We start from the raw sequence: 15,893 nt of genomic DNA on the forward strand, positions 1-15,893 counted from the left end.
TAAGTATTGTCCTATTATGAAATAATGAAAAGCGCATAATTCTTGAATATACTATTCGAAAATCAAATAGAAAGATTTGTCATGAATCTAAAGAACTTACAAATAGACTGGTTAAAGTGTTTTGTTACGGTGGTTGATACTGGTTCACTCTCAAATGCGGCTCCTGAGCTGTATCGATCACAATCTGCGGTCAGCATGCAATTGAAAAAATTAGAAGAAGCTGTGCAATGTCAGTTATTGATCAGAACCCATAGACAGATAGAACTTACCCCTCAGGGGCAGGTGCTATTAGGATACGCGCGGCGAATATTAGATTTGCATAATGAAGCTGTGATGGCATTTCATGGGGAAGAGTTAAGTGGAAAAATACGTTTAGGAGTTCCTGATGATTATGCTGTGAAATATCTGACCCCTGTATTGAAACGATTTGCACCTCGTTATAGTGGGGTTGAAATTGAACTCATTTGTGAACAATCCACCTCCTTAATTCCTCGTATAGAAAGTGGTGATATTGATCTGGCTTTAATTTCCAGAGATGGCAAGCGTCAAGGTAATTTATTATTTCATGAGCCAATGGTTTGGGTGGGATCTCCACAGTTTGAGCTTTGGCGTGAAGATCCTGTGCCTATTGCAGTGTATGAAAGTACCAGTTCAGCTAAAAAGAGTGCAATTAACTCTCTTGCCTTGCAAGGGCGCCGTTATCGTGTGGTTTACAGCAGTTCAAGTTTGGTTGGACAAATTGCTGCTGTTGAAAGTGGATTGGCTATTGCTGTGTTTACTCTATGTAGTGCGCCACAGCATTTAGAAATTCTTGGAGCAGAACATGGGCTAGGTCCTTTAGAGCCAATGGAGGTCGCGGTTTACCGAAGCCAGGCTTCTCGTGACTCAAAAGCTGTAGATCACTTAAACGATCTTTTAGTTAAAACGCTTAGACACGCTGTATCGATTTAGAACTCGGATATAGGGTTTAAATAGACCTATTTTTTTTAGTAATTTAATCTGTGAAAAGGCTATTACTTGCTCTAAATAAATGCTTTTCCTTCACCCATCCCAATAAAAATTTCACATTGTGGCGTTATAACCGCTATGATTTCTAATAAATGAAAATCTCATAATAACAAGTTCCGTGAGCGCAGTTAAAAATGAAAAAAATGACAGTGGTTTGGGTCTGTTTAGCTTCATTATCGACCTTTAGTCTAGCCAATGATTCTACGGGCTATGTTGGCACAGGTGGTATTCAGTATCTTAAAAACGCGCAGATAGCGATGCAAAGTGAAGATTTGTTTATTAGCAAAAAGCTGATCAAGGTTAATTATGTTTATAAAAATTTAAGTAAGCACGATATTACTGAAACCGTGTTATTTCCCTTACCACGTATCGATAATTCCTTTGAAGCGGATTTTGCCCATACCGAAGCACTGTTAAAAAGTTTTAAGGTTATTGTTGATGGTCAAAATATAAAACCTGAAATGCATGTGCGTACCTTTATTCAAAGAGATGATAAGTCGCCGCTGATAGATAGCACAGAGGCATTTCAACAATGTGGCTTTAGCCAAACTGAGATGCTTAATCCTTGGCTGCGTAACAATGATGACTATCGCTATTTTGTCGATAAATTAAAGCAATGTAAGCAGCCACAAGTACAGAAAATATTGGCGAACTTTAAAAAAGATGATGAAATTCCATGGTCATCTCAAGTGATTTATAGTTGGAAACAGACCTTTAAAGCCAATGCTTTGACCAAAATTCAGCATCAATATCAACCTTTGGTGGGTGGTTCTGTTGCGCTATATCCTGATGAATATAATCAGAACTTTTGTATGGATGCGCAATTTAAACAAGGCTTAAAAAAAGCCAAAGCAGAAAATTCACCGTTTAACGCTTTAAGCTATATTCTGATCACAGGGGCAAATTGGGCTAAACCGATTGAAAATTTTAAATTAACGATTGAGCGTGATAAGAATGAATTGGTTTCATTTTGCTGGAATGGCAAAGTCGAAAAAATTAACCCAACTCAATTTCAGATGAGCAAGCGTAACTTCGTTCCCAAACAGGATTTGGATATTATTTTTGTAAGAGTGAAATGAGTCAATTTGCAAATGACTGCAACAAAAATTAATAAATAGGTAGCTTAATCAGGCTTTTCACTCTCATACTATATAGCAAGAAAGGGATAGCGAGCTTTGGTTTAAAGTGAATTTAAAGAATCTGGAAGTATTTTACTGGGTGGTGACGCTGAATAGTTTTAATAAGGCAGCGACAAAATTACAGACTACTCAGCCTGCGGTATCACAGAAAATCACTGCAATTGAAAATGACTTAGGATTTAAAGTTTTAGATCGAAGCTTTCGCCAACTGAAACCAACGCATAAAGGGATGACCTTATTTAAATATGCTGAAAAGTTGATGCGTTTAGAAACTGAACTCATCGCAGAATTAACTGAAAATCAGCATTTGACAGGTACAATTCGTTTGGGCGTTTCGGAAACCATTGTCTACACTTGGTTGGTGGAATATATCGAGAAAGTTCAGCAGGAATTCCCTAAAGTTTCTGTAGAAATCGTAGTTGATCTGACCCCGAATTTACAAGAAGGCGTACGCACAGGTGATCTGGATATGGCTTTTTTACTCGGTCCGACGCTGGCTTTTGAATGTATTGAACAGGCACTTTGTGATTTTGAACTCAGCTTCTTGGCTTCACCTTCATTTAAAGGAGGGATTGCTCAAATGTCCTTTAAGACCTTAATGTCACATACCATTTTAACCTATCCAAAAATTACCTATCCCTATAAAGAGCTCAAAGCCAAAATGAAGGAACAGGGGCTGGATGAACCACTTTCAATTACCAGTTACTCCTTGGCAACACTGCTACGTCTTGCTGAGCAAGGTTTGGGGATCGCTGTGGTGCCGACCTTAACTGCCTTGAAGGAGATCACTGACGGTCGGCTGGAAATCTTAAATACGCCGATTCGCCTAAAGACCTTCCACTTTACCTCGGTGTATATTCATGGCAACGATGTGGCCTTGAAAGAAAAATTAACTGACGTTGCGGTGATGGTGTCGGATAGTGCCATGAAAAGACTGAATGCGCAGATTAATACCTAAATGATTGGCGGCATTTTCCAGTTCTTTTTCTCATTCTTATAAGCATTGCTTATTTGCCAAGTGATAAACACAGCTTATAGAACGTGATAAGTAAAATTTATCATTAAAGATATTGAAAATAAAAATATTTAAAATTCAAAATCTTGAGTTTAACGATTGTTGTAAAAAGTCGTATTGTTCAGCTGGCTTTGCTGTGTTTTTATCTTAAATACAAGATTTGATGAACTCATGTGGTCATTCAGGAACAGAGAATCTTGGTTATTGAAAAGGATTGAAGAAGATCATTGGTCAAAAATGATATTTCTGAATCAAATTAAAAATAGCGTTATGAAGCTCAAATGGATGAGGAACGCACTCAATATGTCTTTACTGAAATCTTCTTTTTTATCAGATCGCCAATGGGCCATTGTCGCCTCGATCTTTATGATGGCGACCTCAGCAATGGGGCCAGGATTTTTAACCCAGACCGCTGTATTTACAGTCAAGTTAGGCGCAGCATTCGGCTTCGCCATTTTAGTTTCCATTCTGATTGATTATGTAGTTCAACAAAATATTTGGCGTGTAGTCACACTGACGCAAATGCGTGCATCAGATATTGCCAATAAGGCTTTACCCGGCAGTGGCTATCTACTTGCATTTCTAGTGATTTTAGGCGGTTTCTTCTTTAGCATCGGAAATATTGCAGGGGCGGCATTAGGTCTAAATGCGCTATTTGGTCTAGACACCAAATGGGGCGGTATCCTCAGTGGTGCATTGGCGATTTTGATTTTTGCATCAAGAAAAGCCACGCTCGCCATGGATAAAAGCATGATTGTATTGGGATTGCTGAAAATCATCCTGATCATCATTGTGGCTGTGATTGTGATGCCTCCTGTTGGACAAGCGGTACAGCAAACCTTTGCGCCCGATCAGATCGACTTTGCCATTATTACCACCATTGTCGGTGGTACGGTGGGTGGCTATATCTGCTATGCGGGTGCACACCGTTTACTTGATAAAGGCGCGGTTGGCCCTGAAAATATTGATGAAGTTGCTAGAGCTGCGACTAAGGGCATTGTTGTGGTTGGTATCATGCGCTACGTATTATTCTTAGCGTTTTTAGGTGTGGTGGTCAGCGGTGCCACGATTGATCTCGCTAGTCATAATGCCAATCCGGCAGCTCAAGCATTCCAATATGCAGCGGGTACATTCGGTTTTAAATTATTTGGTTTAATTTTCTGGGCAGCGGGTATTAGTAGTACCATCGGTGCAGCATATACTTCAGTGTCATTCTTTACTGCCTTTAAAAAGAACTTAACACCAAAACAAAGCAACTATACGACCATTACCTTTATCGCATTGGCTTTATTACTCTATGTGTTATTGGGTGCAACTCCAGCGGGTCTACTCATTTTTGTAGGTGGTTTTAACGGTTTGGTGTTGCCAATTGGTCTTACAATTTTTGTGTATGTTGCTGCATGCCGTAAAGATTTAATGGGTAATTATACCTATCCAAAATGGTTACTTATTTTGGGTGGGTTAACATGTCTGTTGACGTGGTGGATGGGTTATATGTCATTTACGACAGTGTTTAACTATTTGACCAAGCTTTAAGCCAGACGATGTGAAGAGATAAAGGAATAATGCCATGTTTGTAGATTTAAATAGCGATTTGGGTGAAAGCTTTGGCTCATGGAAAATGGGTAATGATGACCAGATATTACCTGTGGTGACCAGTGCCAATATTGCGTGTGGCTTCCATGCTGGCGACCCACTCGGTATTTTAAAAACGGTTCGTAAAGCCGTTGAATTGGGTGTCACAATTGGGGCGCATGTGTCTTATCCAGATCTGGTTGGTTTTGGTCGCCGGAATATGGATTTGTCACGTGACGAACTGATTGCCGATGTGCTTTATCAAATTTCTGCACTCGATGGTTTGGCGAAAGTGGCAGGCTCAAAAGTGCAATACGTTAAACCGCATGGCGCGCTCTATAACACTATTGCACATGACCAAGCTCAGGCAGCCGCAGTGATTGATGCGATTAAAATATATAACCCTGAGCTGGTTTTGGTGGCTTTGGCGGGGTCGAACTTAGTCGAGCAGGCACGTGCGGCTGGCTTAAAAGTTGTGTCAGAAGCATTTGCAGATCGTGCATATAACAGCGATGGCTCATTGGTGTCCCGCCGTTTAGAAGGTGCGGTTTTACATGACTCGGCATTTGTTGCGAGCCGTGTGGTGTCTATGCTTAAAAATGGTGGGGTCGAGTCAATTGACGGTGTCTTTACCTCAATTCAGGCCGATACTATTTGCCTACATGGCGACACCGACGGTGCGCTAGAGATGTCGGCAGCCATTAAAGCCGAACTTTTAAAAAACAATATTGAAATTCGCCCATTTGTAAACAAAGCATAAGGATGAGCACCATGTATAAGGATATTAAAGTCGACCCAGCTCAGCTTGAAGCCGCTTTAGATGCGCGTTTAAAAATTCGTGCAGGTTTTGATAAACCGACAGCAGGCATGGCGGCAGGTATGACGCAGGTCAACATGATTTCGGTGCCAAAAGAGTGGGCATATGACTTTTTACTCTATGCGCATCGTAATCCGCAAAGCTGCCCAGTACTTGATGTGCTCGAAGAAGGTATCTATGCAACTCAGCTGGCGGTAGATTCAGACATCCGAACTGACTTCCCACGCTATCGCATTTGGAAAGATGGCGAAATGGTCGATGAAGTGACCGATGCGAGCGAGATTTACAACGCCCATCCTGATTTGGTGACTTTCTTAATTGGCTGTAGTTTTTCGTTTGAAACAGCTTTGCAAGAAGCGGGGATTGAAGTTCGCCATATTCATGACGATACCAATGTGCCGATGTATTTGAGCAATATTCAGTGTCAACCAGCAGGACGTATTTCAGGAAATATGGTGGTTTCCATGCGACCCATTCCATCGCATCAAATTAGTGAAGCGGTAAAAATTACTTCACGTATGCCAAGCGTGCATGGTGCACCTGTACATATTGGTCACCCTGAAAGCTTAGGCATTAAGGATGTAAATAAACCAGATTTTGGTGATGCTTCCCGTATTGAAGCGGGTGAAATTCCAGTGTTTTGGGCGTGTGGAGTAACACCGCAAGCAGCAGTCATGAACTCGAAAATTCCTTTTGCGATTAGTCATGCTCCGGGGTACATGTTTATTACCGACATTCCTGACCGTGCTTGGATGGGCTAATTGGGCTAAAGAAGAATTAAAAGGATAAGCAAATGCGTTTTTTATCGGTAAACGCCGATTGTTTCCTGATTGAGCTTGCGAGCCTAGAGGAAACTTTGGCGTTGTACAATAAATTGCAAAATACGCAATTGAATGGAATTAAAGACTTCGTCCCCGCTGCAAAAACAATTTTGGTTTTTTTCAACGAGATCGGAACCAACTTTAAAACGCTGGTTGCTTCAATTCAGAGCCTCAAATTTGATGCTGGATTTGAGCGTAGCAGCCAAGCAATGATTGTACCTATTCGTTACGATGGTGAAGACCTTGCGCAGGTTGCCGAGTTACAAGGGTTATCGATCTCGGATGTGATTAGAATGCATCACCAAAGCATGTGGAATGTGGCTTTTATTGGTTTTGCGCCAGGCTTTGCTTATATGAGCAGTCCCGACCGACCATTTACTGATATTCCGCGCTTAACGGTTCCGCGAAAAAAAATACCGTCAGGCTCTTTGGGCTTGGCTGGAAAATACTCTGGTATTTACCCAAAAGACAGTCCGGGTGGCTGGCAGCTAATTGGTACTACATCGGAAAAAATGTGGGATTTAGCGCGTAAAAATCCTGCTTTGTTGTTACCGGGCATGACTGTACATTTTGAAGATGTCACGCATCGCCCAACGACTGTAGCTGTACCGCAGCAAATTACGCGTACAGTTGAGCCGAAACAATCTGTACCACTGTTTACGATTACTGCGCCAAGTTTACAGATGCTCATTCAAGACGAAGGACGCTTAAACCAAACCAATATTGGCGTTGGCGTGGCAGGTGCAATGGACTTGTCTGCCATGCATCGTGCTAACCGTATTGTGGGGAACCCAACCGACACACCCGTTATTGAAGTTTTAAATGGTGGCTTAAAAGCCAAGATGCAACATGCAGGTGTTATTGCGGTGGCAGGTGCCATCTCAAACATTCGTGTGAAATTTGCCGACGGTCAAACCGTAGACTTTGCAAGCGATCAGCCGATTAATTTGGATGAAGGAGATGAATTTCAAATTCAGCCACCAACAGCAGGCTTAAGAAACTATCTGGCAATTCGCGGTGGTATAGACGTTGAACCTGTACTGAATAGTGCCTCGTTTGACAGCTTGGCAATGTTAGGGCCAGAGCCTTTAAAGCTCGGAGATACCATTTACCAAGGACAGGTGAAGGCGACCAACATTAGTGTAAATGAAGTGGGTAAAAGTGATTTACCACAAGCTGGCGAAGTGGTTGAGCTCGATATTGTAATGGGGCCACGCACTGACTGGTTTGAACGAGACAGTATTGAACTGCTCTGTCAGCAAGAATGGCTAGTGACCAATGAAAGCAACCGCGTCGGACTCAGACTTTCAGGTGAGCAGCTTTTAACTCGCAAAATCACCCATGAACTGGAAAGTGAAGGTACATGCATTGGTGCTTTGCAGATTCCACCGAGCGGGCAGCCCGTTTTGTTTATGAATGATCATCCTTTAACGGGCGGCTATCCAGTCATTGGCTCTGTTGCTAAACACCATTGGGACTTGGTTGCACAGATTCCAGCAGGTTGCCGCATCAAATTTAAAAAAATTGCCGAATTTACAGATTTTGAGAATGAATGATGAATACAGAAAAATTATTGATTGCGAATCGTGGTGAAATTGCCGTTCGTATTATCCATGCTTGCCGTGACATGGGAATTGCTTCGGTCGCGTTATATGCAGATGATGACATGGGCAGCTTGCATGTTGAACTTGCAGACGAAGCATGGGGCTTGGCTGGTGCAACCGCCAGTGAAACTTATTTAAATATTACTGCCATTATCGAGATTGCAAAAAAATCCAAAGCGACGATGGTGCACCCAGGTTACGGCTTTTTATCCGAACGTGCTGAATTTGCCCAAGCCGTAATTGATGCAGGCTTAAAATGGGTCGGGCCATCACCAAGTGCCATTGAAAAATTAGGCGATAAAATCGAAGCACGTAAAATTGCTGCTTCGGTGGGTGCACCCTTGGTTCAGGGTACGCAAGATCCACTCAACAATGCAGAGGAAGCTTTAGATTTTGCCAAACAGTTTGGTTTACCCATTGCCATTAAAGCTGCATTTGGTGGCGGTGGCCGAGGTTTAAAAGTCGCTTGGAAACTCGAAGAAGTCAAAGAGCTTTATGCGTCGGCAGTTCGAGAAGCAAAAGCTGCCTTTGGTCGTGGTGAATGTTTTGTCGAGCAATATCTCGATAAACCGCGTCATGTCGAAGCGCAAGTGATTGCCGACCAACATGGCAATATTGTGGTATTGGGTACACGTGATTGCTCGTTGCAACGCCGTAACCAAAAGTTAGTCGAAGAAGCGCCAGCACCATTTATTAGCGATGAGATTTATCAGCAAATCTTAAGCTCGGCAAAAAACATTTGTCAGGCTGCAAACTATGTGGGTGCAGGAACAGTTGAATACTTACTGAGTCGTGACGGCAAGCTTTCATTTTTAGAAGTAAACACCCGTTTGCAAGTCGAGCACCCGGTGACTGAAGAAACCTCAAAAGTCGATTTGGTGGTTGAGCAAATTCGTGTGGCACAAGGTGAAGTGCTCTCTATTAAAGAAACACCAAAAGCCCAAGGCCACGCCATTGAGTTTCGTATTAATGCCGAAGACCCAGCTCGCGGGTTCATTCCGGCCTTTGGTGTGTTGAGTTTATTCGAAGCGCCGTTTGGTCAAGGTGTACGAGTCGACACAGGAATTCGCACTGGCTCTTTAGTGTCTAGTCACTTCGACTCACTCATGGCAAAACTGATTGTGACTGGCCCAACCCGTGAAATTGCAATTGCTCGCGCCAAACGTGCTTTGAAGCAATTTAAAATTGAAGGTGTGGCTTCTGTTTTAGATTTCCACCGTGCGGTACTTAATGAACCTGACTTTACAGATGAGTTTAATGTACACACGCGTTGGATCGAAAATGACTTTAAACAAGAGTTGAAACCGACTAAACGCGGCATTCCAAATCATCAACAACCGATGTTGCTCAGCTACATTGAAATTGATGGCAAGTTACACCGTTTAGGTTTACCTGCGGGCATGTTTGCACAAGGCCCAGCAACCGCAGCCCAAGCACAAACAGTCGAGCTTGAAGTGAGTGCAGAGCATTTACTGGCACCGATTAATGGTGTGATGAGTGCTTGGAAAGTTGAAAATGGTGAGCAAGTTAGCGAAGGTCAAGTGGTTGCGATTATGGAAGCCATGAAAATGGAAGTGCAGGTACTGGCACATCGCAGCGGCGTTATTCAGATTAGTGCAGAGAAGGGTGCGACTTGTCAGGCAGATAGCATCATTGGCCTAATTTATTAAGTCCATTTTCCCGACGTCAAAGTTCTAGCCTGATAAAGCAACGCTGCTTGATTAGGCTGAGCTCAATGCACATTTTCGGAACAGATGGATGTCTGAAAGGCTCTAGGAATTAATGGAGGAAATTTTGCTTAATAATCAAAATACTATGGGGAATATAACTAAACTCTAGGGAGAAGATAATTTATAACTGTGATGTTTATCACATATTTTTTCGGTTGCATAAAGTTTTAATTTATTATTTTTATTTTCTAATCTATTGTTTTTTAATATTTTAAAATATATCTACATTTTTAGTTACAACCCTTTGATCGACAAACTTTATGTTTATTTGCGATATTCGCTTGCAAACTTAGCAAAGGAATTTGCTTATGGCGTCATTTTATTTACGGAGTTGAGTGCAAGGATTCTGTTTACACCCATTCCAAGGACTAGATAAACTATTATTGGGATTGGTCATTTTGCGTATAGTACCGTTGATCCTGAATCATTATTTTAATTACAGAGGAATATTTTTGATAGGGATTAGTGCAATGCATTTTTATGGATTGCTTTTGAACCTATACTGATTTCTAATAAAATCGTTTGGTTAAATTAACAAAAATTGCAACGAATAGCTGCTTTTATTTTAACCTCTTTTGCAATGCTTTTAGCTTATTCGGCAATGATATTTTCTAATTTATTTAGCTGTTTTCCAATTTTAAAATGGAGTTATTTGATGAACAATATAAAAATCAAAGTAAAGGATCAGTTTGAGGCTGAAAATATAGCTCTTGCCTTAATTCGGAAGGCAAATGAGCAGGAAATTCCTTTATTCAAAAGAATAGAGCATATTGAAATTGAAGGAGAGATCCTGCTACCTAATATGGAACTTCTGTATGAGAATCCAAAAGATGGACGTATCTATAGATTTATAGAGGAGTTATAATTGAGTCGTTGAGATGCTAAGCTTCTCTACTGTATAACGGAGCCCATGGTCAAAAGATCATGGGTTTTTTATGCTTATCACTCTATTTTATAGAGGGCAAAGATTATTGATTCATTGAGTCATAAATAAAAAAATAGCTAAAATGATTTTTATAATAAAAAATTAAATTTTTTATGTGGAAATATATTGATTGAGGAAAAATTGTTGTTGAACATAACAAATTACATTAAATGTTAAATTAAAATGATCTTAATGATAATTTTTTATTATATATTTTTATATAATAATTGCTCTTGTTTTATAAGGTGTCTTGAATGATAGATTGGATTTGTAAAATATGTAAAAAGTATAAAAGGTTTAATCCAAATACTTTGAAGTTAGGGCAAATCATTTGCTTTTATCAATATGAAGTGATTGCAGGAAAGCTGAAGAGCTTAATGAAAAAAGGAGTGATAATCAAAATAAAGAATAAAATCTTAACGGTGCTGGATAATGGCTTAATTCTTTACTTTAAAGATACTCAGGTTTACCCATTAGATGCACCAGCTCAGCTTGTTTATAAAATATTTGGTGAATGTCGATGTAGCAGAAATTGAGGTCTCAATATTATATAAACTAAACAGTTAAAGGGCTTAGATTGGAAAGATAGGTGGAATTCTTGTTGTATTAAAAGAATATTAAATAACAAGGGTTTAATGTGTACGCTAAGATGAATAAAATCTTTTAGCTATAGGCAATACTTAGATAAGAACAAAAAAGTAGAAAGTTTAAGTTTTTCAGTCAACTGAATAATCGTTTTAGAAATATGCTGAACCAGTTCGAATTAAAAAGCAGATAAAAGACAAGTAACCAGAATGTTAACAATGATGTCTATGTTGCACAAAAATTACACTAATTACATGTAAGGTATCAATCCTTACAAAGTAAAAATAGTTTTTATTTCAAAATAAGAATAGTAGGTTGCATCTTAAAGGAAATAGAAATGCCTCAATATTTACGAATATCTGAAAATATATATAGAAAATTTAAGGAAAATGATCGGTTTACGGATAATAAACAAGATTGTTTGAATCTGATTATCAAACAAATCCGTAAGGAACTTGTCGATACAGATCTTAAGTTAATCTATAACTATATTGATTTTGTTGAAGGATTTGAAGAACCTGTAAAAGATAGACGCATGACTCTGGATATCAGTCTGATCCCGAGCTATAAGCATAAGGATGAATTTGTGTTATGGCTGGCAGGATTTATCGAAAGAATTACTGAAGGCGGAGTGAAACGCTTAGCGCCATTGCATGCCGATATCCCGCCCGAATTTACCTTTCAGAGTGATCCAAATGTGGTGCTAGATATACGTAACCAGCATAGCGGTGAAAGAATCATTTCATATTTTAGAAGTGATGATTTTGCAGACGAAATCAAAAATATTTGATTTTATTGGATAACGTGTAGATCTGTTTAAGTAGAGTGCTCCACCTATCGGGTTTCCTAGAAAATCCTATCCACATAATAGGGTTAAGTAAAAATCTAAAATAACAAAAACGAGTTGGAAAATTTTTGGATTGTTCTTGGTTATCATTCAGCTAAAGTATGGCTTTGCTAATGAGGGGTAAAAGGCAACACCAGAGTGTGAAAAGCACAATGTGCAGGCTTTCGGTGGCGTAAAATATTCGGCTAAATTTTATGCCATTCAATGCTACATAACATGATAATATTCATCACTAAAATTAAAAATCGATGGGGCTTGAGAATGAAAAAGACGCTATGTTTGGGGATTGTTTTTATGGCATCAACTTTGACTTGTGCTGCTGATGCGCAATTACCGAGTTCAGAACCTGTTGCGAGTGCTACAGCATCGAGTGATAAAGGCAAAGAATCGCTGATTAAGCAGTCGGTAAAAAAAGCTGACATTAACGAGGAAGTAGGTACCCAAGCTTTAAAGCTAGGTGGAATTCATCGTAGAGAGGATGCACGTGAATATCTTGAGTTAAAAAAAGATGCACAACAAAGTCAGCAACAATTACCAGTAGAAAAAGCCAAAGTTAAAAATGTAACCGAGGTTGTAGCAAGTAAATAGTTGTTTGCTATTCTAGGAAAGGGAGACTACACAGTTTGTGCGTCACAGTGAAGGGAAGCAGGCTATTCAAGGCAATCTTTACAAATTTAAATGCCCGACATGCGTGGAATTATTTTGAAACGTTTGTGCTGTGCATTGTAACTCGATAGTTAACTCAAGATTAACGGAAAAGCTGATTTTGGTGTTAATTTCAATAAGTTAGCAGTTTAAAAAATAAAACTATAATACTTATAACTCTTGTTACAACCATTTTATCGACAATTTATAGAAAATTTCCCATAGTCCTATGAACAAGATTATTGGGAGAACTGTTATGGATAAGATTGATAAAATTACAGTCATTGTAAAAGATCAAGAAGAAAATGAGTCTATTGTCGTGGCCCAGTTAAATGATCTCGAAGATCAGGATATACCTTTTTTTAAACGGGTAGAACATATTGAGGTCGAAGGACATATTATTCATCCAAATATTGATTGGCTATTTGAAAATGAAGCAGATGGAAAAATTTATAAACTGGTTGCACCCGTGGATGATCAACGATTTGTTTAAATAACATTCATATCATCTCATCTAAAAAACCCACTTATCATCTTGAAATAAGTGGGTTGTGTTGTTGTTCATCATAAAAATTTATTGTTTTTCATGGCTATTTTTATCGTATCAATATTTGCTTCTAGGGTTGGGAGGCAATTTAAATAGCCGACTAACTAGGGTGAGAAGTCTAGGCTTTGTCTAACATAAAACATTATCTTCTGGTTTGGATTGTTCAGGTAATCGGATTAAGACCTTTTACGATATCTTTAAATTCTGAGCCATTTAACCAAAAGGATTTCTTCAGGAAAAGTGTGGTCATAATATGCTCTGCATTTTCACTGTCAGGACTTTCGCAAAAAAGTCCATAGCTATTGCCAAGCACGGTATTGTTCTCAATTAGACGAATAAAGTAAGCATGTTGTTCGTCTGCATAACCTAAAATAGCATCACGTTGATTGTTCATTTTTCATGTCTCCACATCAAAAATAATTGAATAAAATCTAACTGCCGAGTAATCAGATATATTCATGAATCAGATCAATAACTTAATTACTTTAAAAGAATTTTAAAGCTTTAATCTATTGATTTAAAATATGAATCTGGTTTGTTCTACATCCGTGTCTTAGTTAAACAAGCCAAAATCTGATCTATGGGATTTATTGTTATGCAAAATTAATGAGGCGTCAACTTGAATTTGTAACTTTTTCAAGTTAAATTATTTAAAAGCATTTTAGACTTGGCTAAGGGGGGAGATATGTCCAAAAAAACGGAATTTGAGCATGGTGGGGCTAGAACCAATGCTGGACGTAAGTCACAGTTCAGTGAGCCGACCAAGGTAATCCGTGTACCGGAGTCTCAGGTTGATTTCATCAAAAACTGGTTACTGAATAATGTCAAAACCGGAACACGGTCCGATTTGACGCCCTCGCTGAAAATACAAAATGTACAGGCCAATAATGATCGAATTTACCATATTCCACTGGCCACGGAACGCGTCGCCGCCGGATTTCCATCGCCTGCCCAAGACCATATTGAACAAGCCCTGGATTTAAATCAGTTTTTAATTCGTAATGAAAACTCGACCTTTATCGTTAAGGCAAACTCTCTGTCAATGCTGGATGCAGGCATTGATATTGATGATCCGCTGGTGGTCGATCGTAGTTTGTCTGCCAAATCGGGTGATATTGTGATTGCCTTGATCGACAATGATTTTACCGTGAAGCGTTTAATGGTTGACCATCACTTTAGCCCGCCAAAAGTCTGGCTAAAGGCTGAGAATCCTGATTATCAGGATATTTATATTACAGAAGGACAAGAGCTGCTGATCTGGGGTGTAGTGACTTATAACCTGAAACCGATGAGATAAGCGGATGAGTCCTCCACAACGTATTTTTGCCTTGATTGATGTGAATAACTGTTATGTCAGTTGTGAGCGGGTATTCAATCCAAAACTGGAAAATCGTCCTGTTGTGGTGCTGTCCAATAACGATGGTTGTGTGGTTTCGCGTTCTTATGAGGCCAAAAAACTCGGCATCAAGATGGCTGCGCCAGTGTTTCAGATTGAGGAGATTATTCGCCGACATCAGGTTGAAGTCTTTTCAAGTAATTACGCCTTGTATGCGGAAATGTCGCGCCGTTTTATGAATATATTGGGTAACTTTGTAGATCCATGCGAGCAGGAAATTTATTCGATTGATGAATGCTTTCTAGAATTGACAGCTTATCAGCACAGTTATGATTTAAATGAATATGCTCAACAGATTCTACGGACCGTAAAACAATGGTTGGGAATGCCGTGTTGTATTGGGATTGGTTATTCCAAAACTCAGGCCAAGCTTGCCAATAACCTGGCCAAAACCCATGCCTGTTTTAATAGTGTCTGTAATATCGTTGCAGAAGACCCATGCGTAATTGAAGATCTGCTGCAACATATGCCGGTAGGAGAGGTATGGGGTGTCGGTCGAAAGATCCGGCAACGTCTGGAAAAAATGGGAGTCTACTCGGTACTGGACTTGCTACAGGCTGACCCAAAGATGATGGGAAAATATTTTTCCGTACTGATGGAAAATACCGTAAAGGAGTTGCAGGGTCTGGCCTGTCTGCAGATTGAAGACGTGATAGCCGACCGTCAGCAAGTATTGAGTAGCCGTTCTTTTGGACAGCCGATTGAAGATAAAAATAGCCTAAGTGGAGCATTAACTGAATTTACCTTGCGTGCGGTGGAGCGTTTACGTCAACAAAACTTACTCTGTAAAGCGGTCGGGGTCGGGATTCGTACCAATCGTTTTAATCAAGAAACTTATTACCGTCCTTTTACCGTGGTATATCTGGCAGATTATAGCGATGACCGTCTGGAGATTATGAAAGCAGTCCAGCAAGGTCTGGATCGGATTTATCAGGTAGGACATCGCTATAAAAAAGCCGAAGTCATCTTGCTGGATATTATTCCGCAACATAGTCATGCCGTCGATCTGTTTCATGACACGGATGAACTGGTTGCCCGCCGTCATCTCTCACAGGCCTTTGATGAAATCAATCAGAAATTTGGTCGGGACGCCATGACTTTAGGACGTTTGATTACGCCGCATGGACGAACATGGCGTATGACTCAGAACCATAAATCTCCGAGTTATTTAACCCGCTGGGATGAGCTTCTGAAAGTCATGTGAATCGACCTTGCGATATCGATCACCCTCATTGGCCG

15 protein-coding genes and 1 pseudogene are annotated in these 15,893 nt (G+C 39.9%); 15 read left to right on the top strand and 1 reads right to left on the bottom strand.

What is annotated here, in order from left to right; genetic code table 11:
* Nucleotides 1-81 precede the first annotated feature (81 nt).
* The 13 genes and pseudogenes from IEV39_RS02100 (at nucleotide 82) to IEV39_RS02160 (ending at nucleotide 13,204) form a co-directional block, all read left to right on the top strand.
* Nucleotides 82-951 (top strand): LysR family transcriptional regulator, encoded by an 870-nt coding sequence (locus IEV39_RS02100; RefSeq protein ID WP_005287401.1) that lies wholly within the window; start codon nucleotides 82-84, stop codon nucleotides 949-951.
* A gap of 191 nt (nucleotides 952-1,142) precedes the next feature.
* On the top strand, nucleotides 1,143-2,087 hold the full coding sequence (locus IEV39_RS02105) for a DUF4424 family protein (RefSeq protein WP_005287400.1): 945 nt from the start codon (nucleotides 1,143-1,145) through the stop codon (nucleotides 2,085-2,087).
* A 106-nt stretch (nucleotides 2,088-2,193) separates the two neighbouring features.
* On the top strand, nucleotides 2,194-3,105 hold the full coding sequence (gene mumR, locus IEV39_RS02110) for a LysR family transcriptional regulator MumR (RefSeq protein ID WP_005287397.1): 912 nt from the start codon (nucleotides 2,194-2,196) through the stop codon (nucleotides 3,103-3,105).
* A 338-nt stretch (nucleotides 3,106-3,443) separates the two neighbouring features.
* A pseudogene (locus tag IEV39_RS02115) lies at nucleotides 3,444-4,698 on the top strand (NRAMP family divalent metal transporter).
* A gap of 34 nt (nucleotides 4,699-4,732) precedes the next feature.
* Nucleotides 4,733-5,497 carry a LamB/YcsF family protein gene (locus IEV39_RS02120; RefSeq protein WP_005287392.1) on the top strand — a complete coding sequence of 255 codons (765 nt, stop codon included), beginning with the start codon at nucleotides 4,733-4,735 and terminating at the stop codon, nucleotides 5,495-5,497.
* 2 nt (nucleotides 5,498-5,499) lie between these two features.
* Nucleotides 5,500-6,315, top strand: coding sequence for a putative hydro-lyase (locus IEV39_RS02125; RefSeq protein ID WP_126687628.1), 816 nt, complete (start codon nucleotides 5,500-5,502; stop codon nucleotides 6,313-6,315).
* A gap of 32 nt (nucleotides 6,316-6,347) precedes the next feature.
* The gene (locus IEV39_RS02130) at nucleotides 6,348-7,931 is read left to right on the top strand and encodes a 5-oxoprolinase subunit B/C family protein (protein WP_005287385.1); all 1,584 of its coding nucleotides are present in this window, start codon (nucleotides 6,348-6,350) and stop codon (nucleotides 7,929-7,931) included.
* Nucleotides 7,931-9,649, top strand: coding sequence for an acetyl/propionyl/methylcrotonyl-CoA carboxylase subunit alpha (locus IEV39_RS02135; RefSeq protein ID WP_005287383.1), 1,719 nt, complete (start codon nucleotides 7,931-7,933; stop codon nucleotides 9,647-9,649). Before IEV39_RS02130 ends, IEV39_RS02135 begins: the two co-directional genes overlap by 1 nt.
* A gap of 715 nt (nucleotides 9,650-10,364) precedes the next feature.
* The gene (locus tag IEV39_RS02140; protein ID WP_005231455.1) at nucleotides 10,365-10,574 is read left to right on the top strand and encodes a hypothetical protein; all 210 of its coding nucleotides are present in this window, start codon (nucleotides 10,365-10,367) and stop codon (nucleotides 10,572-10,574) included.
* A gap of 314 nt (nucleotides 10,575-10,888) precedes the next feature.
* Nucleotides 10,889-11,170, top strand: coding sequence for a hypothetical protein (locus IEV39_RS02145; RefSeq protein ID WP_005287380.1), 282 nt, complete (start codon nucleotides 10,889-10,891; stop codon nucleotides 11,168-11,170).
* 386 nt (nucleotides 11,171-11,556) lie between these two features.
* Nucleotides 11,557-12,009 carry a hypothetical protein gene (locus IEV39_RS02150; protein WP_005287377.1) on the top strand — a complete coding sequence of 151 codons (453 nt, stop codon included), beginning with the start codon at nucleotides 11,557-11,559 and terminating at the stop codon, nucleotides 12,007-12,009.
* A 351-nt stretch (nucleotides 12,010-12,360) separates the two neighbouring features.
* Nucleotides 12,361-12,654, top strand: a complete 294-nt coding sequence (locus IEV39_RS02155; protein WP_005287375.1) for a hypothetical protein — start codon at nucleotides 12,361-12,363, stop codon at nucleotides 12,652-12,654.
* Between the two features lie 322 nt (nucleotides 12,655-12,976).
* A complete protein-coding gene (locus IEV39_RS02160; RefSeq protein ID WP_032881702.1) occupies nucleotides 12,977-13,204 on the top strand; it encodes a hypothetical protein in 228 nt (75 codons plus the stop codon).
* Nucleotides 13,205-13,421: 217 nt separating this feature from the next.
* On the opposite strand, the gene IEV39_RS02165 is transcribed toward IEV39_RS02160, so the two are convergent.
* A complete protein-coding gene (locus IEV39_RS02165; RefSeq protein WP_005231449.1) occupies nucleotides 13,422-13,652 on the bottom strand; it encodes a hypothetical protein in 231 nt (76 codons plus the stop codon).
* Between the two features lie 291 nt (nucleotides 13,653-13,943).
* On the opposite strand from IEV39_RS02165, the gene IEV39_RS02170 reads away from it, so the two are divergent.
* Together IEV39_RS02170 and IEV39_RS02175 are read left to right on the top strand one after the other, a co-directional pair.
* Complete coding sequence (locus tag IEV39_RS02170) at nucleotides 13,944-14,555, top strand: LexA family protein (RefSeq protein WP_005231448.1); 612 nt, start codon at nucleotides 13,944-13,946, stop codon at nucleotides 14,553-14,555.
* A gap of 4 nt (nucleotides 14,556-14,559) precedes the next feature.
* Nucleotides 14,560-15,858: a Y-family DNA polymerase gene (locus tag IEV39_RS02175; RefSeq protein ID WP_005287370.1), complete on the top strand. Its 1,299-nt coding sequence runs from the start codon at nucleotides 14,560-14,562 to the stop codon at nucleotides 15,856-15,858.
* Nucleotides 15,859-15,893 lie beyond the last annotated feature (35 nt).

The sequence above is a fragment of the Acinetobacter courvalinii genome, assembly GCF_014635545.1.
GTDB classification, from domain to species: domain Bacteria; phylum Pseudomonadota; class Gammaproteobacteria; order Pseudomonadales; family Moraxellaceae; genus Acinetobacter; species Acinetobacter courvalinii.